The organism is Cytobacillus sp. NJ13 (genome assembly GCA_030348385.1).
Classification (GTDB): Bacteria; Bacillota; Bacilli; order Bacillales; family Cytobacillaceae; genus Cytobacillus.
Genome location: JAUCFP010000006.1, coordinates 2,887,131 through 2,909,365 on the forward strand (window position 1 = coordinate 2,887,131; position 22,235 = coordinate 2,909,365).

Below are 22,235 nucleotides of genomic sequence, written 5' to 3' on the forward strand. Positions count from 1 at the left end.
CCATTCAATGGTTTACCGCTGATGAGCCGCGCTGGCCTTTTCACCAGCTCGGCTCTCTATTTTATTAATCTCCACCCCCGCCACAGCTTGAACAGGATGAGGATGAGCAGGAGCTGCCCGAGCTGCAGGAGCTGCCTGACCCGCAGCTTGTACAGCTTGATGAAATCTTGCTGCTGATTTTCATGTAACTGGAAAAATCATCATAATGAAAATAGGACACAGATAAAAAAGGAACAAGCATTGCGTTATAATTTTGCTGACTTTTTCTTTTTCTCATCATTTCTTGTATGGCGCTTTTTTCGTAATTTTTTACTTTCTTTGCTGTTTTTTTCATGGCAGAAATAAGCGAGAGCACAGTACTTATGTATTGGCTATCACTCTTAAAATAGAGCTCTATTAGTTCATTTTCCGACAAATTCTTAAACTCATCAATAATATTTGGAGGTACAGGGAATCTGTAAAATCCCTTATAGAGATGGATATTTTCATTCCTTATGAAAAAGAGCTCACCATACACCCAATCAAAAAATCCGCGCAAATCAGGATCAGGCGACTGTTTTAGATTCGGACTATGATGAAGAGTGCTTCCTAAATATTCTTTTGAAAAATCATCATACTCACGGGTAAACATGAGCATCTGATGCCACAGTTCATCGACTTTTTCGCTGAACATAGGTGACTCTTTTAAAAGAGAAATCAAAATAAAGTAGCGCTTTAAATCCAGCAGACGCCAGCTGTACTCATTTTCTTTTAGCTTAATTTCTTTCATTACCCTCTCTTCTACATTTGCCATATAACTTTTACTAAGAGACTTCTCCAGGTGATCACTTAGCTTTTTTAACCCTTTAATCGGTTTTATATCTAATGATTTTGGAGATAAGTCATATTTAAATGAGAGCTTTTTGCGGAAAAATAAAATAAACCAGATAACCACTGGCAGCAGGAGTAACCATGCCATCTAATCCCCCCTTATACATTTCTTTATTACTATTACGAATTTCATTGTGGAAGGTTCCATATTTTTCAATTTTTATATTCTTTAGTTCAAAAAGAAGAGCCGCCCTTCTCGGCAGCTGCTTAATATAAGAACTATTTAAGATAATATTACACCTGCAAAATTCCCTCTTAGTACTTGTTTCTCATTCTGATTCGTACAAAGGAAAGAAGCATCAATAGCCATTCTATTACGATCTTGCTCTTCATACTTATCGATTGTTACTTCACAAATGATTGTATCTCCTGTAAAAACAGGTCTCAAAAACTCAAAATTCATCGTACGGGCCAGCACGTTATGGTCTCCGCCTACTTTAGTTGGCAGAGTAGCCGTTAATAATCCTTGAACCACAAGCCTTCCCTGTTCATCCGGGGTTATATGGTGAATTCCTTCATCACCTGATATCTCTGTAAATAGTTCAACATCCCTTTTTGTAAAAGTCCGTTCAAACGTAATCATGTCCCCTACATTTAATGACATATGAATCACCCTCCTGAAGGTTTTAAACAATATATCAATTAACGACTGAATATTACAATAATTAAGGATGGTATTCAACTTATTAACCCAGTTTCCACTTGCTAATTATGTTACGAATTTCCAATCTTTCGGCTTTATATCCTTATTCACCCATTCCTTCTTCGGCGCCTGGTATGGGGTGTTGGAGATTAATTGGTTATCGTGCCAGCTTGCAGCTCCGGAACGAATCATTTCATCAAGCAGAATTGGAATAAATTCTTCGGGCTGCTGCTGGAAAGAAAAGCGCGCAAAATCCTGGAACCATCCGCACTTAAGCAGGTAATCGCTGACTTCTTCTTTGGCCAATCCATTTTTCATGATTAAAGTGAATGAAAAAATCCTCTTGCAGGCATGCCATGACAATTTTCCTGGTGCCTTAAGCCACTTTTCAAACCGTTTCCTTGCTGCATCAATGGCAGCCAGAGGATTCTCTATTTGAGGTCCATGCCCTGAATAGGCCTTCCTGATCTTGAGTCCCGACAGCCGCTCCAGACTTTCCAGCGATCGCTGGATAGATGAAACACCCTCCCGGAAGATATTCAACCATCCGATATCATTTTGGTGAAAAAGATCCCCGCAAATTAATACCTCTTCTTCAGGTTCATACAAAGAAATATGCCCTAACGTATGTCCAGGTGTATGCAGGACTTTAAAAGTTCTGCTTCCTGTATGAATTTCATCGTTATCTGAAAGCTTTTTATCGACTCGATAAGGCTCTACAGGCTGATCCAGCCATTCTGCACTGCAGGCTTCGGGATTACAAGAGTTAATTAATTCCGCTTCCCATTTATGAGCAGCAATCCTAACGCCATAATTTTTTTGAAAATGAAAATTGCCTCCCACATGATCACTATGGTAGTGCGTGTTGACAATAAGGTGCAGTTCTTCTGGTGAAACGCCTGCTTCTTTCAGTAATTGCTCAGTTTCTTTGACATCACTTCCAAATCCAGTATCAATAAGGATCGGAAGTTCATCCTTGATCAGAACCATATTCGCACTTGGAAACTTTCTTTCAAAGAAAATAATATCCAAAGCTCCTCCTCCTTACCTTTCAGCCTCTCAATTTAAATGTGACATATATTCAAATGCTGTAGTCCCATATACACTTTTAAAATGCTTATTTAAATGAGTTAAATCAACAAAACCACATTCACTAACAGCGGCATAGATGTCTTTATTCTTTTCTATTACCTGCTTGGCTCGTTCGATTTTGCAGTTAAGAAAATACTGATACGGTGATATTCCAGTATGAGCCTTAAATAATCTGATGAACTGGAATTTTGATAGATTCAGCTCTTTACATATGTCGTCCAGTTTAAGTACATTTTCCAAACTGGCATGAACCATATCCTTCGCTTTTCTAATTAGAGCATTATCTTTCTTATCATATGATGAAAGTTTAGTATGAATGAGATGATCTGTGAGGGATAAAAGCAATTCACTGCATAATGCTTCATCTTTTTCGCTTAATATGGCATGAGAAAGACTCAAAATTTTTTGTTCAAGCCGATCATTATACACAACGGGATTTGAAAAACGGACGATATCCTTTGTCCCGCTGACCTCTGAAATCAGCTGGGGGTCAATATATAACATCACATAGTCAAGACCGGTCTCATCATGCGCCATTCCGTCATGTGCCTGCTCCGGATTAAAAAGCATAACGCCATTAGGATAGGATAATTGCAGACCACCATCCAGGGTATAGTGCTGAATACCGCGCAGGGTCACACCTATTGCATATTCCGCGTGAGCATGCTTTTTATAAGCAAATTCAGAAATACTTGCTGATAACGCAGTAATGCCTGCCGATTTTTTATAGATAAATTTGTCCATTGGATACACCCCTTAACAGCATATCTACATCCAGATCATCACACCGGAATAAGCTAAAAATATGGCCATTATCATATTTACAATCTTATCATGCTTCTGTAAAAACGCCTTGAAAATGGTACCGAAAAGCACCCATGTAATAAATGCTAAAAATCCAATAAGAGTGATGGCGAGAACACCCATTGTCACAGCCGGCACTTCCGTATAGTACGGCATGATGAAGCTGGGAATGACAGTCATTGTAAATAATACGACCTTTGGATTTAAAAACTGCATCAGGAAGCCTGACATAAAGGTGCCATTTTGGTTTACAGCAGGCTTGGAAGTATCCGCTGTGAATATTTGATAAGCGAGATAGAATATATAAAAACTTCCGATTAACTGCATAACGACTAATACTTTTGGTATGACCTCCATAAGGATCGTATTCAGCATAGCTGAAATCATAAGCAGCAGACCAAAAGCAATGGTAGCACCATAGGTATATTCCATCGCCTTCTTTGTCCCAATATTATGCACAGTGGATAATATGACGATATTCGTCGGACCCGGCGTAAATGTAACGATAAAACAGTATACTAAAAAAGATGTAATATTCATGAAGAAAACTCCTTTCAGGCTATTCTCACATAAATATACATCTTAGAATTAAGCGGCTTATAGTATATTATTGCAGGATCAAATAAACTCCTATTTTTGTTGCCACGATTGTTTAAATGCACTTCTCGCAGTCTCTAACTCAACAAATAGTCTCCGCACATGACCAGTCTCTTGCATGTTTCAGACTAATGTCAATAAACATGGATAAAGCTGGGGAAATCCACTTGTTTTTATGATAAACCGCTTGGGAGAAAATCTGTTTAAAACCACCTTCGCAGGGAATAACTTTTAACCTTCCTGCCTTGATTTCATCAGATACTGTCATTAGAGGTAAATAAGCAATACCAAGCCCGCTCATGACACAACGTTTCGTCGCTTCTATACTCCAAAGCTCCATCGTGTGGGAAGGGACGATCCCACGTTCTCCAAGGTATTCTTCAAACATCGTTCGATAACTGCATTCTTTCTCGTTCGCAATCAGACACTCGCTTATCTTTTGATTTTCGCAGCCTTTATCTAAAATATTCAGCGGACAGTCAGGGCTTCCAACTAGGACGATAGGTTCTTCCAAAAACGAATGGACGATTAAATCGGAATCCTGCAGCTGCGGCATCATGACAAATGCAATATCCGCACTGCCATTAAGTATTGCTCTCTTGTTATCACTGCACCTGGCGTTACTTAAACTGATGTTTACATGGGGAAACTTCTTTCTATATTCTCTTAATATTGGTTCCAGGCGGTATACCGTTAGTGATTCCGGAGCCGCAATCTTTAACTCTCCTCTCATATCCTCTCCATCACTGGCAATACTTTCGATCTTTCCATAGGTATCTAGTATCTCTTGAGTATAGGGGAGCAGCTTCTTGCCCGTATCAGTCAATCTTACCTTTCGGCCCATCCGGTCAAACAGAGGCAAGCCTAAATGTTCTTCAAGTGCCTGAATATGAGAAGTTACCGTGGATTGAGTGTACCCTAATTGTTCCGCCGCTTGTGTGAAGCTCCCCGTTTCAATGACCTTTTTAAACGTAACAAAATGGCGAATTTCCATCATTTCACCCACTTTTATTTTTCTCTTATTTTTATAGTATCAAAAAAATCAATGGATAACTTCATAAACTTCAATTTTACTAATGAATAGCTGCGGGTTACTATTAAGAAAAAAACAGGAGTATAACGGAGGTGTCTGAGTGTTGAAGCGTATTCACTATAGCTGGTTTATTCTTACCATTACATTTTTATCCATTATCGTTGCCGGAATTGCCATATCATCATCAGGAGTTTTCATAGATCCTTTCGAGAACGAATTTGGCTGGGATCGGCCTATAATTGCACTTGCTTTTGCCATTAGTCTTTTTTTATATGGTATATCAGGCCCCTTCATGGCAGCATTATTAGAAGTGATCGGGTTAAAAAAAATGATGATTGGTTCAATGGCGACTTTGCTGACTGGCCTCATGCTTACCTTAATGATGAACCAGTCATGGCAGCTGATGATTATTTGGGGCATAATTATTGGACTGGGAGCGAGTCTTTTTTTAACGGTAGTAAGTCCATATGTGGCGAATCACTGGTTTGTGAAACGAAGAGGACTTGCAGTAGGAATTTTAACAGCAAGTACTGCAACAGGTCAATTAATTCTTCTTCCTGTCTTAGCGTCTATAATCGATCATTATTCGTGGCGTTTGGCGATTGGTTTAATTATGATCCTTAGTTTCATTATGCTGATCATAATCCTTTTATTTATGAAAAACACGCCAAAGGATGTTGGCATTCTTCCATATGGACTGGAAAAAGAAATACAGGACAGCAATGAAGAACAAAAGAAAAATCCTATTGTTTTAGCCTTCAATGGCTTATTAGAAGCTGTAAAAGTAAAAGAATTTTGGCTATTAGCCGGCAGTTTCTTTATTTGCGGACTTTCAACGAACGGTTTAATTGGCACTCATTTTGTATCTTACTGTATAAGTTTTGGAATACCTTTAGTTACAGCGGCTTCCTTTCTTTCATTTATGGGAATTTTCAATCTAGCAGGAACAACCCTATCCGGCTGGCTGTCAGATCGTTTAGATAATCGATGGCTATTATTTTGGTACTACGGTTTAAGAGGGGCTTCACTTGTATTCCTTCCTTATGCATTAATGGAAGGTTCGATTACGATGCTTATTATCTTTACTGTGTTTTATGGATTAGATTGGATTGCAACTGTTCCACCAACTATTAATATCTCAAGACAAATATTTGGGACTAAAAAGAGCGGAATCATTTACGGCTGGATTTTCGCATCTCATCAGGTAGGTGCTGCTGCAGCTGCATATGGAGGCGGTCTAATCTATAAATTTTTCAATACTTATACTTGGGCGTTTTTCCTAGCTGGTGTTTTCTGTTTATTTGCAAGCTTATTTGTCATTACTATTAAAAAACAGCATTCAAGTCAATTAGCTAATGAGGGAATAGTGAATATATAGCAATTAAAACATACGTACCATTTTAATATCACGTCCGCAAAATTCCCCATCAAAACTAGTTAAAGTCTAATATCCTATAAAAAAGAACAAGCTGATTTTACTAAAAGATCGGCTTGTTCTAATGTATTCGAAAAGGAAACGCCAATTTTAACTAACACTAAAATTACTCTAAGCCATCATTAATCCTCTTCACAACTTTCGCAGGAACTCCTACAGCTACAGTATTTTTAGGAACATCCTTAGTGACAACGGCTCCTGCCGCAACCACAGAGTTTTCACCAATCGTCACACCAGGCAGGATGGTTGCGTTTGAACCAATCCAGACGTTTTTGCCAATGACAACTGGAGAAGGGTAGGTTATGTTTCTTGTTTCTAAAGATAACCCATGATTCAGTGTAGCAATCGTGACATTCATACCGATCATGGTGCCGTCTCCAATACGAATCCCGCCCCTGTCCTGGAAAGAACACCCTGTGTTAAAAAACACGTTCTTGCCAATCGTGATATTCTTGCCGAAGTCTGTATAAAAGGGCGGAAAGCACATAAAGGAAGAATCAACTTTACTACCTGTCAGTTCACTGAATATCTCTGCTATTTCATCTTTTGAATGATACGAAGTATTCAATTTCATAGTGATCTTTTGAGCTTCATAGCTGCATTGAGTCAATAGCCCATGCAATTCTTTGTCCTCACCTGAAATGGGATTTCCCTTTCGGCAGAAATCTATAAAGTCTTCCATGTTCATTTTTTAGCCACCTTTCTTTGTATGATCCTAAAAAAATCCAAGTTAAAAATAGAATGTCCCAAAAGCCAGGCTTTCAGGACATCTTTGAACCATTTACATAGTGCCGATATCAATCACAAATCGATATTTTACATCCGAAGCTAATACGCGTTTGTAAGCTTCATCTATTTGATCAGCTGTAATGACTTCAATCTTTGGAACGATGTTATGTTCTGCACAGAAATCCAGCATTTCCTGAGTCTCACGGATGCCTCCAATCATAGAACCTGCAAAGGAGCGGCGATGGCCGATGAGTGAGAACACATTGACTGACAATGGCTCTGCAGGAGCACCAACGTTTACCAATGTTCCGTCAAGCGTGAGCAGTGAGAAGTAAGCATCCATGTCGATCTTTGCACTTACCGTGTTAATAATTAAGTCAAACGTTCCGGCAAGTGTTTTGAAAGTTTCCAGGTCGCTTGTGGCAAAGTAATGGTCTGCTCCAAATTGCAGGCCGTCTTCTTTTTTATTCAATGTTTGCGAAAGGACTGTCACTTCTGCACCCATGGCATGTGCAATTTTAACAGCCATATGGCCAAGGCCGCCCATACCGACAACCGCTACTTTCTTGCCCGGCCCAGCTTTCCAATGATTTAGCGGCGAATAAGTGGTAATGCCCGCGCAAAGCAGTGGTGCTGCAGCGTCAAGCCCAATGCTATCAGGAATGCTGACAACAAAGTCCTCCGTTACAACAATGTGAGTAGAATAGCCGCCTTGAGTAGGCTCGCCATATTTGTCCACACCCGCATAAGTAGGAACATTGCCTTTGAGACAGTACTGTTCTTCTCCTTTACGGCAATTATCACATTCTCCGCAGGAGTCAACCATACATCCGACCCCAACCCGGTCACCGACCTTGTACTTTGTAACCTCAGCGCCTACTTCCGTAACAATTCCTGCAATCTCATGCCCAGGTACGAGCGGATAGTTCACAGGACCCCACTCGCCGTGAGCGGTATGAATGTCAGAATGGCAAATGCCAGCATATTTAATTTCAATCAGAACATCATGCAAATCAAGATCGCGCCTTTTAATTTCAGCCGCTCTAAACGGCTTGTCCGGACCGTCAACGGCCCGCGCTTTAGCAGTTATCATGAATAAAACCTCCTGAATTTTTTAAGAGAATGATAGATTTTAAAAAGAACTCAGTTAAGTTCCCATCATTTTTCTCTTTTCACAACCATGTTAAGGCTTATAGTTAACTCTAGGTCAAGCGATAAAATTAATTTTTTCAATCCCAATAAAGTGGCTTTGACATTTATAAGATACCATGATAATCTCACGTTATACCTTATAGTTAACTCTAGGTCTACATCTATAAAAATAGGAGATAAATAATGAAAACATACACGATCAGTGAAGTGGCAAAGGAATTGAATCTGACAGTATATACCCTCCGCTACTACGACAAAGAAGGTCTGATGCCCTTTGTAGAACGGACCCCCAGCGGAAATCGCTTGTTTAAAGAATCCGACCTTAGCGCTCTAAAAGTAATAGAATGCTTAAAAGCCACCGGGATGCCTATTAAGGAGATTAAAAATTTCATTGATTGGTGTTCTGAAGGGGATGCCACACTTCAGCAAAGATATGACATGTTTCTGGAGCGAAAAGCAAATGTACAAGCACAAATGGAAGAACTAAGAAAAACAATGGAAGTCATCGAGCATAAATGCTTATACTACAAGACTGCACTGGAAGCTGGAACGGAAGATATTCATAAAGAAGATAAAATAGAGATTAATAGCTGACAGAAAGCCGCCTGTATTTAATACAGATGGCTATCTTTTTAACTAAAAAATCTAATAAAAATCACAGTACACAATCCAGTCATGTTTTTCTTGATTGTAGAAAAAATAGAAACTGCCACTATCTACAATGTTGAAATGGGCCTTTTTATCAGAACTGATTTGAAATACAAAGGGGTAATCTTCTCCAAAAGAAACTCCACCTTGAGTAAAAGAAGGATACCCCCCAACTTTATGAACGGGATATATTTTTTCTACAATATCTTCGTAGTATTCTATCCCTTCCTCTGATTCAAGCCGTAATATTTCATCTTCAATTTGCGGGGCAATGCTATTAGAATCCTCCCAGGAAGTCTTTTCCGCTAAACTCTAAAATATTTAAACCCTCGGATGCCTCTGGTGCTTCAAAAAATTTAGTAACATGAATAAACACCGCTTCCGTGTCAAAAGCTGCTCTTTCGGGTTGTTCGTTACTCCTTTGTGCAATTTGACGTAAGCATTGCTCGTTATTTAGATTAAGGAAGATTAGTTGATGGCTTGCATTGACCTCTGACGCCATATCCAAAAACCACTTTCGCAGTTTTCGAGTGTTAGCTGGAAAATCCATCACTACATCTGTACCAACACTTAATATGTTTTGGACATGCTTTTTCACCAACGGCTTGAGCTGCGCTGAGAATTTTAGATAGTCCTCAAATGATACAAGCTGATTGGGATATAGAGATGAAAGCCATTCATCCTCAGACAACAGTACCGCATGTTTATCTATCGCCAATTGTTTTGATTTAGTTGATTTTCCAGCTCCCATTTTTCCACAGAAAAAGTATAGCGTCCCCAATTGTTTCATATTTTTTAACCCCCCGAGCTTATTTTAGTTTAAACTTTTTACTTCGTTAGTTCTCATAGACATTCTCCTCTTATTAATATTTAGACGTTAAGATTTATATCCAATTTACTTATTCTACCAATTTCATTTATTTTCCTTCTTTAACTAACCTGCCCCGTGTGTTCAATAGAAATCCCACAAAAAAGGCGTTAATCCTTCTTGGAACAACTCACCCTTTAACTCACCAAAAAGTTTAGCAATAAATACATTACTTCCAGTTCATTGAGCTGTGGGTATAAATACAAAACCATAAAACATATATTTCAATAGCAAAGATAATTAATTAAATATTCTGTACTTTATTGGAGTACTTACATATAATTGTTATATCAATTGTCAAGGAGGAATTTTCCATGCGAAAAATGATTAACACATCCGTTCAAACATATAGGGGTGTAACACTTTCTTAATTGTTTATGGTGTACCCCCTAATATGTGTTTATTTAAATTACACAAAAAGGGGTAACTTATGGATTTTCCAATGAAAAAATTTTTCTCGTATTACAAACCATATGTAAAATTGTATCTAACAGTATTGGCCTGTGCAATAATTGTCTCAGGTGTGACTTTGGTGCTTCCGCTACTTGTTAGGTATATAACGAAAAATGTTTTGGAAGGAGATTTATCGATCGCCTTACCTAAAGTTTATTGGATTGGCGCGCTAATGCTTGTTTTAGTAGCAATCCAAAATATAGCAAACTATTTTTTGGACTTCAAAGGGCATGAAGTTGGGGCTCGAATGGAAAGTGATATGCGTAATGAACTGTTCGCTCATATGCAAAAGCTTTCCTTCAGCTTTTTCAATAAAGAAAAAACAGGTCAACTTATGTCCAGGATTACTAATGATCTGCTGCTGCTTTCCGAGTTGTATCATCATGGCCCGGAAGACTATCTCAAATACCTAGTCCGTTTTATTGGAGCCTTTGTTATTTTATTCTTTATTAACTCCCAATTAACAATTGTTGCTTTCTGTTTTCTTCCTTTGTTAGGTGCCCTTTCCTTATATTTTAATAAGATTGAAAACAGGGCATTAAGAAGAAACAAAGAAAGGATTGGAGACGTAAACGCACAGGTAGAGGATAGTCTATCAGGAATCCGAGTAGTAAAATCATTTGGCAACGAGCAATATGAGATTGAGAAGTTCAGCCGGGAAAACAATCGTTTTCTTGAGAGCAGAAAAGAGTTTTACAACGTCGAAGCCAAGTTTTACAATAGTGTTCAAACAATTATCCAGCTGATTACAATCACAGTAATTATTATCGGGAGTGCCAGTATTGTAGACAACTCATTTGATTTGGCCGATTTAATCACATTTTTACTCTATATCAACTATATGATTGAGCCAATTCAAAAACTGACTCATATGAGTACGCAATTTCAGGAAGGAATCACTGGCTTCCAGCGATTTATGGAAATCATGAACCTTAAGCCTTCAATCGAAAACCAACCGAATGCCGTGCCTCTGCCTATGGAAGAAGTACAGGGTGAAATAGAGTTCAAAAATGTTTTCTTCCGTTATGAAGATAATTCTGGCTATGTCTTGGAAAATTTGTCTCTTCATATCCGAACCGGAGAATATATAGCCTTAGTTGGTCCATCAGGTGCTGGAAAAACAACATTTTGCTCGCTCATACCCCGCTTTTATGAAGTAACAAATGGCGAGGTATTACTGGATGGGAAAAACGTCCGCTCTATTGACCTTCAGTCTTTAAGAAAAGCTATAGGAATTGTACAGCAGGATGTTTACCTATTCGGGGGAACAATATTGGAAAATATTCGTTACGGAAATCCATCAGCCAGCGATGAGGAAATAATAAATGCAGCTAAGGATGCAAACGCTCACGATTTTATCATGAACTTGCCAAACGGATACCACACCATTATTGGTCAACGAGGAGTTAGACTTTCTGGAGGGCAAAAACAGAGAGTAAGTATAGCCCGTGTATTTCTTAAGAATCCACCTGTTCTTATATTAGATGAGGCAACTAGTTCATTAGATAACGAGAGTGAAAGCATTATCAAGGAATCACTCGAAAAGCTGGCGAAAGGGCGTACAACTATTGTTATTGCCCATCGCCTTTCAACTATCCGTAATGCTCAAAGGATCATTGTCTTAACTGGGGATGGTATTGTGGAACAAGGTACTCACAATTCTTTACTTGAAAGCGATGGAGTTTATTCCAACCTATATTCCCGGCAGTTTGAATTAACATTGTGATATTACAATAAATCGGCCCTTATTCGGGCTGATTTATTTTTAGCTAATACTAAATTTGCAGCTCTGTAATTCTTATTAAACTAACCTGCCCCTTTAGTTTAAAAAGAAAAAAGCTGCCTGATTAGCAGCTTTTGACCAGCACCCCTGAGCCTGAAGTTATAATCCTTCTTAGTTTAATGCTCCATCATTTCATGGGCAATGTCATGGCCATCCATGTCAGATGGATAGTACGTAGGCCAATGGGAAACTTCATCCAGCAATTTTTCTCGGTCGTCACCCCAATACAGGTGATAGTGACTAGCTTCTGTCGGATAGATACTATGATCACTAAACTGAATATATTTAGGAAGACCTTCAGCATTTGCTTCTAGTTTAAATACATATCTAACCCCTCTATTTCCCGCATCATATGTTAGAATTTCATACCCATCGTAGATATACTCCCCAGAATATTCTTCTCCGTTCTTGAAAAACGTTACCTTATTCCCCTGTATCTGAATTCGTCCAACATTTGTTTGGTATCCTTCATTATAATATTCCTTATATTCTTTGGCTGTCATCTCACCCCCATGCTCCGCTTTATTAGCAAATACTTCGTCAAGGGTGCCATCTTGAAGATATGGGTATACTGACTGCCAGTCACCTTCCCAGTCTGATAAGGATCGATCCTTCACTTGACTGTTTTCAAAATATCCTTCATAAATTTTTGCTGTTTCTTCATTATGTGAATGAGTATGGCCATGATCGTGTTCCCCCTGCTCATTTGTCTCAGAAGCCCCCTCGGATGAAGGTTCCGATAAAGCTTTTGTCAGTTCCTCTAAGTTGTGCTGCATGAGAGTAAAGTAGTCCTCATTATTCTTTATATCTTCTTCTGTTAAAACCGATAAATTGTGTATATGTAAAGCCTCTGCATCAATTTCCTTCCTAACAATGTCTGCCACTTTAGGAGTAATATTCTGTTCAAAAAATACATGCTTCAAACCATGCTTTTCAGCAGTCTTAATGATGTTTTGTACCTCTTTATGTGAAGGCTCGTTAGCAGGGCTCAAGCCGGATACAGCGATTTGCTCGATTCCATAGGTTTTCTCCCAATAGCCATAAGCAGCATGAGATACAATAATTTTATTTTCAGGTAAATTTCCAAGTTGTGCACGGAAGTCCTGGTCTAAGTTTTTGAGCTTTCCTTTCAGCTCCTCAAAGTTTTGGTTAAAAGTCTCTTCTTGCTCAGGTTTTAATTCAACTAATAAATCTTTTATATGCTCTGCGAGCTGAATAGAACGAACAGGATCCAGCCAAACGTGAGGATCTTGGTCCCCATGATTATGTCCAGCATGTTCGTCCTCATGACTGCCTTCTTCTTCATGAGTGTGGTCACTCTCATGGCCGCCATCCTCTCCTTCATGGTTATGTACATGCTTTTCCAAGTTTATTCCTTTTGATGCTTCAAGTACCTTAACGTCATCAGATTGAATGGTTTCCGAGATTTTGTTTGCATATGATTCTAAGCCTGCCCCATTATAAATAAAAGCATCAGATTCAGATATTTTCATCATATCGCCGGTGGTTGGCTCATATGTATGCGAGTCTGATCCCGATGGCAGAATAGACTCCACGGAAGCATGATCTCCTCCAATTTGTTCAGCAAAAAACTGTAGAGGATATACAGTTGTATAAATCTTTAACTCTTTGCTGGATTCTTTTGGTTCCCTCTCACTTTCACTGCTGTTTGCAGATTTTCCTCCACACGCAGCCAGCGTAAAGATGACAATAAATATACTAAGTAAGCCTGCAAATTTGTTTAACAATGTTACTCCCCCTTTACTTAGTGAACATTTTATCGTAATGATTACGATTTGTAAATAGTAATCATTACGATTTTGTGATTGTACCCGTTCATCTCCTTTGTTTAAAAAGAAAAAGCTGCTCGATCAGCAGCTAAATTTGTACATTAACACCCATTAGTTCAATACCTTTATCAGTTCAATTTCATCTCTGATCGGAATACCATCATAACCAATTAAGGGTATCTCGGGTTTTACCGTTCTTGCTTTCTCAACGGCATTAAGAATAATTTTGGACAGGATAAATCCTCGTTTCTGATAAAATTTTAATGCTAATAAATTATCGTTTGTTGTTATAAGTTTTACGATTTTACAATTTTTCTTTATAGCAAGATTTTCTACTTTTTGAACTAACGATGTGCCTATCCCCTTACCTTCTTCCAGACTATCTAAGGATATAATTTCACATTCATTACCTTTAATTAGGTAAGTAATTAAGCCAATGATTTTTTCTCCTTCATCTACAAGAGCAAAACCATCCAGTGCACTACAATCATAAATCCCACTGGAAGTAACCATTTCCGGGCTTCCCCAATGCAGCTTAAAAAATCCAATTATTTTATTTTTGGGTAAATCCTCAACTGCGTAAGTTTTCATTTAAAGCCACCTCAAATGTTATAAACTCTTCTTACCCCTCTGTGTAAATTGAATAAGCCACCTGGCTGGCGAGGTTTCACATTAATTCTCCTTTAGAGTCTACCTTTTATCTTTAAGAATTGAATATACATAGGTATCGTGTGCTTCTCCATTTTGCTGCATATAATCTCTTAGAATACCCTCTTTTTGAAACCCGGCTCTAGTCAGCAATTTAATAGATGCCTCATTTTCCATAAATACAGCTGCCCCAATACGAGTAAGATCCAATTCCTCGAATCCATATTGAATAACTTTCGACACAGCTTCGAAGGTATAGCCTTTTCTCCAATGTTCAGGATGTATTTCATATCCTATTTCTGCCCGCTTATGTTTAAGAGACAATGCATTAAAGCCGACTGTCCCAATTATTCCTTTCTTCCCATTAAGTTCAATTCCCCAGCGCATTCCTTTTTTCTCCCTGTAGCTATTTGCAAAAAAGTCAACAATTGCTTCAGCTTGTTCCATCCTTTCTAATGTTTCCTGCCCGTAGTAACGAGTCACATTGTCATTTGAAAAACAAGCAAATATACTCTCAGCATCCTCTTTCAAAATTTCTCTCAGCATCAGTCTTTTAGTCTTTAATGTCGGTATCACTTTTTTTCTCCCCTTACCTTCTATACTCTATCTTGAAAATATCTGAAGAATATTCCCATCAGGATCTGATATAAAAATGGCATGGAAACCCTTCTCCCTATTGGCAATTACCTTGAAATGTTCTGTCTGCAGCAGTCGAAAATAGTAAAATATCTTTAACGGCTGCTGGTTTTTTACTGCTAATGAAAACTCATTTATCATATTGTCATTGTATGGCTGTTTATTAATGCCTGGAGAATTATTTTTCTTTAATGAAGTTCTTGCCCGGTGAAGGGCTATTTTAATGGATTCATTACTGACTCTCAGCATTGCGGCTATTTCTTCAGAAGTATATTGGAACACATCTTTTAACGTTATTAACATTGCCTGACGGAGTGGAAGTGTACTATATAAGATTTCTAATAAACTGTCCCACTCCGTAAAGTCCCAGCTTTTTGCAAATAACTCATGAGGATCCGTCAGAATTTCAGTTCTCTTGCGCTTTTCATCAATAAAAATATTTCTGGCAATGGTGTACAAAAAAGTTATGTTCATCACCCGGTCTGGCTCTTTTTCTCTTATCTTGATCAATCTAATCATTGTCTCCTGGGTTAAATCCTCAGCCAGCCATTCTGAGGATGTTAAGGATAAACAATATTTATATAGCCTCAAAGGAATTTCCTCAATAGTTAAAGATTCTGTAACCATTTTCCCTCCGAAAAATATTTTCATTATTTTGTAACTTTTCTTTCATTATAATCGTTTGTATAGGAACAAAAAATAAGGAGTGTGATTTTGCATGTTTAAGGTCGGCAGTATTTTTATACCGGTTACAGATTTGGAAAGATCTAAAAAATGGTATGAAGTAAATCTTGGTCTAACGAAAGTAGATGAGTGGCAGGAAAACGGTGCTGATCATGGTGTGGGTTATGTTTTTGAGAATGACACCACAGGTTTTGCTTTAATAAAGGTAGAAAAACCTCAGCCAACGGAATTTACCGTCAAAGGGAAAAATAAAAACGTATATTATAATTTCGAAGTAGATGACATCCAGCAAGCATACGATCTGTTGAAACAAAATGGAGTGGAAACTACAGAAATTCACGATTATGGGATTATGAAAGGGTTTGATTTCTTTGACCTTGATGGGAATACCTTCAGTGCAGTAAGTGAAGAAATGAATTCCCCCTATCATAAAGACAATTTATAAACTTAAATAGTGGAAGCAGCCAAGGGTGTGCTTCCACTAACCTGGCCTTTTAGCTTACTAGGATACCTTCTGCTCCGTTAACCATGAATACTTATTCCTTCAGCACTACATCGAAATTAATAAAAAGGGAATTCCCAAATCCCCCTTTAGCAAACAACAAATCTAATGTTACACTAGAATTAATGGAATAATTTTGAAATGGGGTTAGGTGATGGGGGAAGTTATCTTAGAGATTAGTGATCTGAGAAAGAATTATGGTCCGAAGTCCGTGCTGAATGGTGTATCTTTTCAGGTGAAAAGCGGGGAAATCATCGGGTATATCGGGCCGAACGGCGCTGGGAAAAGCACCACTGTCAAAATCATGCTTGGCATTGAAGATGACTATTCAGGACAAGTCAAAATCTTTGGCCAGGATATTTCGGATGGAAATATTGAATATAAAAGAAAAATCGGATATGTGCCGGAAATCGCTGAAGTATACGATAATTTGACCGGCCAGGAATATTTGACCTTTGTTGGCGAATTGTATGGCCTCGATTCGGACCTCGCCAGTGATAAGGCAAAAAGCCTGATGGAACTATTCGGCATAGGGGAAGTCTACCATTCCCGGATCGCTTCTTATTCAAAAGGAATGCGTCAAAAGCTCCTCATTATCTCGAGCTTACTGCATAATCCGGAACTTCTGTTTTTTGATGAACCCATCAATGGTCTGGATGCAAATAGTGTCATGATATTCAAAGAAATCATGGCACAGCTTGCCGAACAGGGAAAAACGATCTTTTATTCTTCTCACATTATGGATGTAGTCGAAAAAATAAGCAGCCGCATTATTCTCCTGCATGACGGCAGAATTGCTGCTGATGGCACCTTTGAAGAGTTAAGGCAGCAAAATACGGAAGGTTCACTCGAACAGATCTTCAACCAGCTTACGGGATTTAGTGAACATAAGGAACTTGGTGCCAGATTTGTTTCAGTAGTAAGGGAGATGTAGGGATGCAGGACTATCAGACTCTTAAACTATTGGATCGTTTTGAGCGGATTTTCATAAGCTTTGGCGTAGATTACAAGATCATGAGAAGACTCCTGCAAGTAAAGCTAACGATGGATGGACGGCGTGTGCCCACCATTTTCTCGCAGAATGCAAAAAAAGAAAACAAGGAAAAGAACAATCAGTACATAAAATCTTTATGGATTTACGTATTGTTTGGGCTGTTTTTGATTCCATTTGTGCTTATGGGGGATAATTACCTTTTCCAGATGAGCCTCTTTTATGGGATTTTCACCTTTTTCGTTATGACCTCCATGATTTCCGATTTCTCTTCGGTTTTACTGGATATTCGTGATCGTAACATCCTGTTTCCAAAGCCAGTCGACCGAAAAACGATCAGCACGGCAAAAATGGTGCATGTTATGATTTATCTATCTTTCCTTACCATTGCGCTTGCGGGAATCCCTTTGATAGTGGGACTTATCAAAAATGGGCTCTTATTTTTCCTTATTGCTGCCGTAAACATCATCCTGATTGACCTGTTGGTTGTTGGTTTAACCGCACTGATCTATTTATCGATTTTACAGTTTTTTGATGGGGAAAAGTTAAAAGATATCATCAACTATGTCCAAATTGGGCTGTCCCTTATGATCATGGTTGGCTATCAATTGCTTATCCGCTCATTTGAGTTAATAGACTTAACGGTTTCGCTTCAGCCAAAGTGGTGGCAGGTGTTCATCTTTCCCATGTGGTTTGGGGCAAATATCGAAATGATGATGCAGGGCGCCTTCCAGCCTTTTTATACCATTTTCTCAGCATTAGGGCTCATTGTTCCGATCCTGTCCATCTGGATTTATATGAAATTCACCAGCACCTTCGAGCAAAACCTGCAAAAGCTTGCTTATCATGGAAAAGCCAAAGAAAAGAAACAGAGTAAAGTGGGGCTATTCCTTCTCAGCATCATTTGCCGCTCACCTGAAGAAAGAGCCGTTTTCAGATTTGCCGGCAGCATGATGAGAAATGAACGGGATTTTAAGCTGAAAGCCTATCCGTCTCTGGGTTTTTCCATCGTGATTCCGTTTATTTTTATCATGAATACTGTTCGTGAAGACTTTGCACAGCTATCTGACAGCAAGTCGTATTTAACGATTTACTTTAGTTTGATCATCATTCCGACCATCATGATTCTTCTAAAGTACTCAGGGAAATATAAGGGTGCCTTTATTTACCGGGTTGCCCCACTCAATCAGCTAAAGCCGGTGTTCAGCGGTACCATCAAGGCATTTATCTTTAAGTTATATTTGCCAGTTTACTTGCTCCTAAGTGCACTATTCCTTTTCCTGTTCGGGGCAAAAATCCTGCCTGATCTTGTCGCTGTATTTATCAGTGCCTGTCTATATGCGGTCATTTGTTTTATGGTTCTAAAGAAATCCCTGCCCTTTTCGGAGTCTTTTGATGAGTACAATCAAAACGGCAATAGTGCCATTATATTCGGATTGATGCTGATTGTAGCCTTATTAGCCTGCCTTCATTTTGCCAGCACATTATTGCCATATGGAATCTATCTGTATTTGGGGATAGCGATTATTTGCCTGGGTATTTTTTGGAAGCTGGCTTTCAATATTACTTGGGATCAGATTGTTGAATAACCTGCTGGGCGCTTATCAAAGGATAGTCATTTTGATATCGGGATAGCCGCATAGCTTATACCTTGGCGGATTTTAATCTGCTTCTTGTTTTAACCTTTAGCTGCCAATATTGGCGGCTCTTTTTTGCCTCATTTTGAACTGTCACCTGACGTTTTGTGCGAATTCCAGCCTCTTTGCAATAAAAATAGACATCCCGCAAAAGGATGCCTGCTAATTTTAAATGAATTTTTAAGATTTTATCATCTGGACCTTTTTCCTGGGATAATTCCCGCAAATATTACAACGGGTGACCAAAAATCCGCAGCCATTTACTTATTTAAGGCCTTTAAACCCATACTCTTCAAAAATACTCATTGATTTTTCATTTTGAAGATAATCATAGAATAACTTGGCTTCCGTTGGATGTCTTGTATCCTTAACCACACCCAAAGGATAAATAATGGCATCGTGAGTGTTTTCATCTGCCGTGTCCGCAATGTTAACTTTTTCAGATATTAATGCATCTGTTTTATAAACAATTCCAGCATCCACATTATTTGTCTCTACATATGTAAGGACTTGCCGAACATCTTTGGCATACACCACTTTATCTTCTATGTTTTCCCAAATACCTGTATATTCTAAAGACTTCTTCGCATATTGCCCTGCAGGAACAGACTCTGGAGTGCCGATAGACAATTTATCTGCTGCAGCAAGATCATTAAACGATTTAATTCCCATTGCTGATTCTTTCGGCACCACCAGAACAAGTTCATTCCCAACTAAATCAATTCCATTCTTTTCTTCGATAAGACCGTCCTGTACCAATTTATCAAATTTATCCTCTGCAGCTGAAAAGAAAAGATCAGCGGGTGCTCCCTGCGAAATTTGCTGCTGAAGTGAGCCTGATGCTCCAAAGTTAAAGTTTACTAGCACATTCGGATGCTCCTTTTCGAAGTTTGCTTCAATATCCGTCAAGGCATCCTGCAGGCTTGCTGCTGCCGAAATAGTCAATTCCACCTTCTCTCCGGTTCCTTCTTGCTTCTCCTCTCCTGTATTTTTAGATTGGTCATTGTTTGAACATCCAGCCAATGATAAAAAAAGCACCATTAACGAAAAAAATAACAGGTATTGCTTTTTCATTATGAATCTCCCTTCCAATTAGTTATATCGATTATAACTAATTATAACTGCTAATGCCCTAGTTATAAGCGGCCAGGACATCGTGTTAGATATTCTGGGCAAAAAGGTGATTACCTATATTATGTAATTTTTAATCTGGATTCCATATTTGTATATTAAGGCAGTTCCACAAAAATAGCGTTAATCCTTTCCTGGATCAACGCCTAAAACAGAGTGCACTACTCCCCTATTATCTTTTTACTTAGATATTCCCCGAAGGTGATTTTTCCTATATTCCGGGCAGGATTGGTATTTTTCCCATCAGAAAAAGATTTATATAGTTTTCCAGTTAGAGATAAGCTTAAAACTTTATTAGGTTCATTATTTAGTTTGATTTTCAGTTCAGCCATTTCTCTTAATGTCATAACATCCGGTCCGCCAAAATCCTCCGCTCTCCCTTGCGGTTCTTTATCCACTAATCCTATTAGATGATCAGCAAATTCACCCGCATCCACACTTTGACATTTAAATTCCCCCGGGACAATATATCTTTTAAAAAAGGGTTTGGCTAGAAATAAATGATCAATAAAATGGTGGAACTGAGTTGCGCGTACAATTGTATGGGGGATAGAGCTTTTTTTCAGCAATTCTTCTGCTTCAAATTTTAGCTTATAATAGTTAAATGGTATTTCATCTATCCCAACAATTGACGGATAAATAAAATGTTTTACGTGCTGTGATTTTTTTAAGAACTCCTTAAAGCCTGAAACCTCAACACTTTTTGAATTCTTCATTGGGCTTGTTGCTGCGTGAAGGATGACATCTGCATCTTTTACTGCTTCATCTAATCCTTCACCTGACGATAAATCGCTATAAACCCACTTGAAATGTCCAATTCCATCAGGTTTTCTCCTGGAAGTTAATTTAACTTTATAACCAGAATTCTTTAGTTGATTAAGCAAAGCTGAACCTAGGTGTCCTGTGGAACCTGTGACCAGTATCTTCAAGTACAACACTCCCATTCTAATGGGTTTCCTTTATATTGTATTATTCAGATATTTGGTGCTATATTCAACTAAAATTCCATTTTTTTCATAAAGAAAAAGCCGCCGAAATGGCAGCGAAATACAATACCTGTTAGTTAAAGTACAGTCTCCAGAAAGCCGTCTTCCCAAAATTTCTGCAATAAAATCTAAACCCTCAGCGAGCCGCGGAAACCCCTTGCACCATAGTAGGAATCGGCTCCATTGTGATACACAAAAACAGTGTCGTAGCGGCGGTCACAAAAGATAGCCCCGCCAAGCTTTCTGATATTCTCAGGTGTTTGCACCCAGCTCGAGGTTTTCTTATCGACATGTTCAAGCTCCTGAAGCTCCCGGTATTGCTCTTCTGTTAAAAGTTCAATTCCCATGGCGGCTGCCATATCCATAGCGCTGTTTTCCGGCTTGTGTTTTTTCCGTGCCTCCAGCGCTTCACGGTCGTAACAAATACTTCTCCTGCCTTTTGGACTTTCAGCTGAACAATCATAAAATATGTATTCGCCGGTCTCTTGATCATGGCGGATAACATCCGGTTCACCTTCGGTCCCTTCCATTTCATTGAGCGACCACAATTTTTCAGGATTAGCCTCGAGCTTAGCTTGTACTCCAGCCCACTCCACACCTTCATGGCGGTGCATGTTTTTCTCAAAACGTGCTTTCAGAATTTCCAGCAGTTCTTCACGCTGTTCTGGTGACAGTTCCATATTTCCTTTTGCCATATTAATTCCTCCTAGTTTTTACTCCATTATAATATAATTATGACCCTTAAGGGCTATTTGCTAAAAGTGGAACAGCATTAACTTTTCATGAGCCACCTTCGGACACATTCACGTTGGTTTCCTGTTTTTCTGTCCGAACTAGCTCTATCTTCGGACTCGTTCACGTTGATTTCCCGCTTTTCTGTCCGAACCTGACTATCTTCGGACTCATTCACGTTGGTTTTCTGCTTTTCTGTCCGAACCTGCACTATCTTCGGACTTATTCTCGTTGGTTTCCCGCTTTTCTGTCCGAACCTGCTCCACCTTCGGACTCATTCACGTTGGTTTTCTGTTTTTCTGTCCGAACCTACTCTATCTTCGGACTCATTCACGTTGATTTCCCGCCTTTCTGTCCGAACCTGCTCCAACTTCGGACTCGTTCACGTTGA

At 38.8% G+C, this 22,235-nt stretch carries 23 protein-coding genes; 6 read left to right on the forward strand and 17 right to left on the reverse strand.

Annotated elements, in window-relative coordinates; genetic code table 11:
- Positions 1-64 precede the first annotated feature (64 nt).
- From QUF73_14215 to QUF73_14240, 6 genes are all read right to left on the reverse strand, one after another.
- Positions 65-958 (reverse strand): hypothetical protein, encoded by an 894-nt coding sequence (locus QUF73_14215; GenBank protein MDM5227356.1) that lies wholly within the window; start codon positions 956-958, stop codon positions 65-67.
- Positions 959-1,093: 135 nt separating this feature from the next.
- Entirely contained in the window at positions 1,094-1,474 is a 381-nt protein-coding gene (locus tag QUF73_14220; protein MDM5227357.1) for a hotdog domain-containing protein, read from the reverse strand.
- A gap of 105 nt (positions 1,475-1,579) precedes the next feature.
- Entirely contained in the window at positions 1,580-2,545 is a 966-nt protein-coding gene (locus tag QUF73_14225) for an MBL fold metallo-hydrolase (GenBank protein MDM5227358.1), read from the reverse strand.
- 27 nt (positions 2,546-2,572) lie between these two features.
- Complete coding sequence (locus tag QUF73_14230) at positions 2,573-3,349, reverse strand: AraC family transcriptional regulator (GenBank protein MDM5227359.1); 777 nt, start codon at positions 3,347-3,349, stop codon at positions 2,573-2,575.
- A 24-nt stretch (positions 3,350-3,373) separates the two neighbouring features.
- Complete coding sequence (locus QUF73_14235; protein ID MDM5227360.1) at positions 3,374-3,949, reverse strand: LysE family transporter; 576 nt, start codon at positions 3,947-3,949, stop codon at positions 3,374-3,376.
- Between the two features lie 139 nt (positions 3,950-4,088).
- On the reverse strand, positions 4,089-5,003 hold the full coding sequence (locus QUF73_14240) for a LysR family transcriptional regulator (GenBank protein MDM5227361.1): 915 nt from the start codon (positions 5,001-5,003) through the stop codon (positions 4,089-4,091).
- Positions 5,004-5,142: 139 nt separating this feature from the next.
- On the opposite strand from QUF73_14240, the gene QUF73_14245 reads away from it, so the two are divergent.
- Positions 5,143-6,417, forward strand: coding sequence for an MFS transporter (locus QUF73_14245; protein ID MDM5227362.1), 1,275 nt, complete (start codon positions 5,143-5,145; stop codon positions 6,415-6,417).
- Positions 6,418-6,580: 163 nt separating this feature from the next.
- Here QUF73_14245 and QUF73_14250 read toward each other — a convergent pair whose 3' ends face one another.
- A complete protein-coding gene (locus QUF73_14250; protein MDM5227363.1) occupies positions 6,581-7,162 on the reverse strand; it encodes a sugar O-acetyltransferase in 582 nt (193 codons plus the stop codon).
- 93 nt (positions 7,163-7,255) lie between these two features.
- Positions 7,256-8,296: an NAD(P)-dependent alcohol dehydrogenase gene (locus QUF73_14255; GenBank protein ID MDM5227364.1), complete on the reverse strand. Its 1,041-nt coding sequence runs from the start codon at positions 8,294-8,296 to the stop codon at positions 7,256-7,258.
- 242 nt (positions 8,297-8,538) lie between these two features.
- On the opposite strand from QUF73_14255, the gene QUF73_14260 reads away from it, so the two are divergent.
- Positions 8,539-8,949, forward strand: a complete 411-nt coding sequence (locus QUF73_14260; GenBank protein ID MDM5227365.1) for a MerR family transcriptional regulator — start codon at positions 8,539-8,541, stop codon at positions 8,947-8,949.
- A 51-nt stretch (positions 8,950-9,000) separates the two neighbouring features.
- On the opposite strand, the gene QUF73_14265 is transcribed toward QUF73_14260, so the two are convergent.
- The gene (locus tag QUF73_14265) at positions 9,001-9,252 is read right to left on the reverse strand and encodes a DUF1963 domain-containing protein (GenBank protein MDM5227366.1); all 252 of its coding nucleotides are present in this window, start codon (positions 9,250-9,252) and stop codon (positions 9,001-9,003) included.
- A 28-nt stretch (positions 9,253-9,280) separates the two neighbouring features.
- Positions 9,281-9,793: an ATP-binding protein gene (locus QUF73_14270; GenBank protein MDM5227367.1), complete on the reverse strand. Its 513-nt coding sequence runs from the start codon at positions 9,791-9,793 to the stop codon at positions 9,281-9,283.
- Positions 9,794-10,301: 508 nt separating this feature from the next.
- Here QUF73_14270 and QUF73_14275 point away from each other — a divergent pair.
- On the forward strand, positions 10,302-12,050 hold the full coding sequence (locus QUF73_14275; GenBank protein MDM5227368.1) for an ABC transporter ATP-binding protein: 1,749 nt from the start codon (positions 10,302-10,304) through the stop codon (positions 12,048-12,050).
- 173 nt (positions 12,051-12,223) lie between these two features.
- Here the strand turns inward: QUF73_14275 and QUF73_14280 are convergent, their stop codons facing one another.
- The 4 genes from QUF73_14280 to QUF73_14295 all read right to left on the reverse strand — a co-directional run bounded on the left by QUF73_14280 (position 12,224) and on the right by QUF73_14295 (position 15,808).
- On the reverse strand, positions 12,224-13,855 hold the full coding sequence (locus QUF73_14280; GenBank protein ID MDM5227369.1) for a zinc ABC transporter substrate-binding protein AdcA: 1,632 nt from the start codon (positions 13,853-13,855) through the stop codon (positions 12,224-12,226).
- Positions 13,856-14,008: 153 nt separating this feature from the next.
- The gene (locus QUF73_14285) at positions 14,009-14,488 is read right to left on the reverse strand and encodes a GNAT family N-acetyltransferase (GenBank protein MDM5227370.1); all 480 of its coding nucleotides are present in this window, start codon (positions 14,486-14,488) and stop codon (positions 14,009-14,011) included.
- A gap of 99 nt (positions 14,489-14,587) precedes the next feature.
- Complete coding sequence (locus tag QUF73_14290) at positions 14,588-15,121, reverse strand: GNAT family protein (GenBank protein ID MDM5227371.1); 534 nt, start codon at positions 15,119-15,121, stop codon at positions 14,588-14,590.
- Between the two features lie 27 nt (positions 15,122-15,148).
- The gene (locus QUF73_14295) at positions 15,149-15,808 is read right to left on the reverse strand and encodes an RNA polymerase sigma factor (protein ID MDM5227372.1); all 660 of its coding nucleotides are present in this window, start codon (positions 15,806-15,808) and stop codon (positions 15,149-15,151) included.
- A gap of 91 nt (positions 15,809-15,899) precedes the next feature.
- Between QUF73_14295 and QUF73_14300 the strand changes: the two genes are divergently transcribed.
- From QUF73_14300 to QUF73_14310, 3 genes are all read left to right on the forward strand, one after another.
- Entirely contained in the window at positions 15,900-16,310 is a 411-nt protein-coding gene (locus tag QUF73_14300; protein ID MDM5227373.1) for a VOC family protein, read from the forward strand.
- A gap of 211 nt (positions 16,311-16,521) precedes the next feature.
- Positions 16,522-17,301: an ABC transporter ATP-binding protein gene (locus QUF73_14305; GenBank protein MDM5227374.1), complete on the forward strand. Its 780-nt coding sequence runs from the start codon at positions 16,522-16,524 to the stop codon at positions 17,299-17,301.
- Positions 17,302-17,303: 2 nt separating this feature from the next.
- A complete protein-coding gene (locus QUF73_14310; GenBank protein MDM5227375.1) occupies positions 17,304-18,947 on the forward strand; it encodes a hypothetical protein in 1,644 nt (547 codons plus the stop codon).
- Between the two features lie 312 nt (positions 18,948-19,259).
- Here QUF73_14310 and modA read toward each other — a convergent pair whose 3' ends face one another.
- The 3 genes from modA to QUF73_14325 form a co-directional block, all read right to left on the reverse strand.
- Positions 19,260-20,069: a molybdate ABC transporter substrate-binding protein gene (gene modA, locus QUF73_14315; GenBank protein ID MDM5227376.1), complete on the reverse strand. Its 810-nt coding sequence runs from the start codon at positions 20,067-20,069 to the stop codon at positions 19,260-19,262.
- Positions 20,070-20,287: 218 nt separating this feature from the next.
- Complete coding sequence (locus QUF73_14320; protein ID MDM5227377.1) at positions 20,288-21,055, reverse strand: SDR family oxidoreductase; 768 nt, start codon at positions 21,053-21,055, stop codon at positions 20,288-20,290.
- 185 nt (positions 21,056-21,240) lie between these two features.
- Positions 21,241-21,807, reverse strand: a complete 567-nt coding sequence (locus tag QUF73_14325; protein ID MDM5227378.1) for a DUF4256 domain-containing protein — start codon at positions 21,805-21,807, stop codon at positions 21,241-21,243.
- Positions 21,808-22,235 lie beyond the last annotated feature (428 nt).

Excerpts from the sequence above, each read along its gene's own strand:
- QUF73_14215 (MDM5227356.1), bottom strand. The coding sequence starts at position 958 with ATGGCATGGTTACTCCTGCTGCCAGTGGTTATCTGGTTTATTTTATTT.
- QUF73_14220 (MDM5227357.1), bottom strand. The coding sequence starts at position 1,474 with ATGTCATTAAATGTAGGGGACATGATTACGTTTGAACGGACTTTTACA.
- QUF73_14230 (MDM5227359.1), bottom strand. The coding sequence starts at position 3,349 with ATGGACAAATTTATCTATAAAAAATCGGCAGGCATTACTGCGTTATCA.
- QUF73_14235 (MDM5227360.1), bottom strand. The coding sequence starts at position 3,949 with ATGAATATTACATCTTTTTTAGTATACTGTTTTATCGTTACATTTACG.
- QUF73_14240 (MDM5227361.1), bottom strand. The coding sequence starts at position 5,003 with ATGATGGAAATTCGCCATTTTGTTACGTTTAAAAAGGTCATTGAAACG.
- QUF73_14250 (MDM5227363.1), bottom strand. The coding sequence starts at position 7,162 with ATGAACATGGAAGACTTTATAGATTTCTGCCGAAAGGGAAATCCCATT.
- QUF73_14255 (MDM5227364.1), bottom strand. The coding sequence starts at position 8,296 with ATGATAACTGCTAAAGCGCGGGCCGTTGACGGTCCGGACAAGCCGTTT.
- QUF73_14260 (MDM5227365.1), top strand. The coding sequence starts at position 8,539 with ATGAAAACATACACGATCAGTGAAGTGGCAAAGGAATTGAATCTGACA.
- QUF73_14270 (MDM5227367.1), bottom strand. The coding sequence starts at position 9,793 with ATGAAACAATTGGGGACGCTATACTTTTTCTGTGGAAAAATGGGAGCT.
- QUF73_14275 (MDM5227368.1), top strand. The coding sequence starts at position 10,302 with ATGGATTTTCCAATGAAAAAATTTTTCTCGTATTACAAACCATATGTA.
- QUF73_14285 (MDM5227370.1), bottom strand. The coding sequence starts at position 14,488 with ATGAAAACTTACGCAGTTGAGGATTTACCCAAAAATAAAATAATTGGA.
- QUF73_14295 (MDM5227372.1), bottom strand. The coding sequence starts at position 15,808 with ATGGTTACAGAATCTTTAACTATTGAGGAAATTCCTTTGAGGCTATAT.
- QUF73_14300 (MDM5227373.1), top strand. The coding sequence starts at position 15,900 with ATGTTTAAGGTCGGCAGTATTTTTATACCGGTTACAGATTTGGAAAGA.
- QUF73_14305 (MDM5227374.1), top strand. The coding sequence starts at position 16,522 with ATGGGGGAAGTTATCTTAGAGATTAGTGATCTGAGAAAGAATTATGGT.
- QUF73_14310 (MDM5227375.1), top strand. The coding sequence starts at position 17,304 with ATGCAGGACTATCAGACTCTTAAACTATTGGATCGTTTTGAGCGGATT.
- modA (MDM5227376.1), bottom strand. The coding sequence starts at position 20,069 with ATGAAAAAGCAATACCTGTTATTTTTTTCGTTAATGGTGCTTTTTTTA.
- QUF73_14325 (MDM5227378.1), bottom strand. The coding sequence starts at position 21,807 with ATGGCAAAAGGAAATATGGAACTGTCACCAGAACAGCGTGAAGAACTG.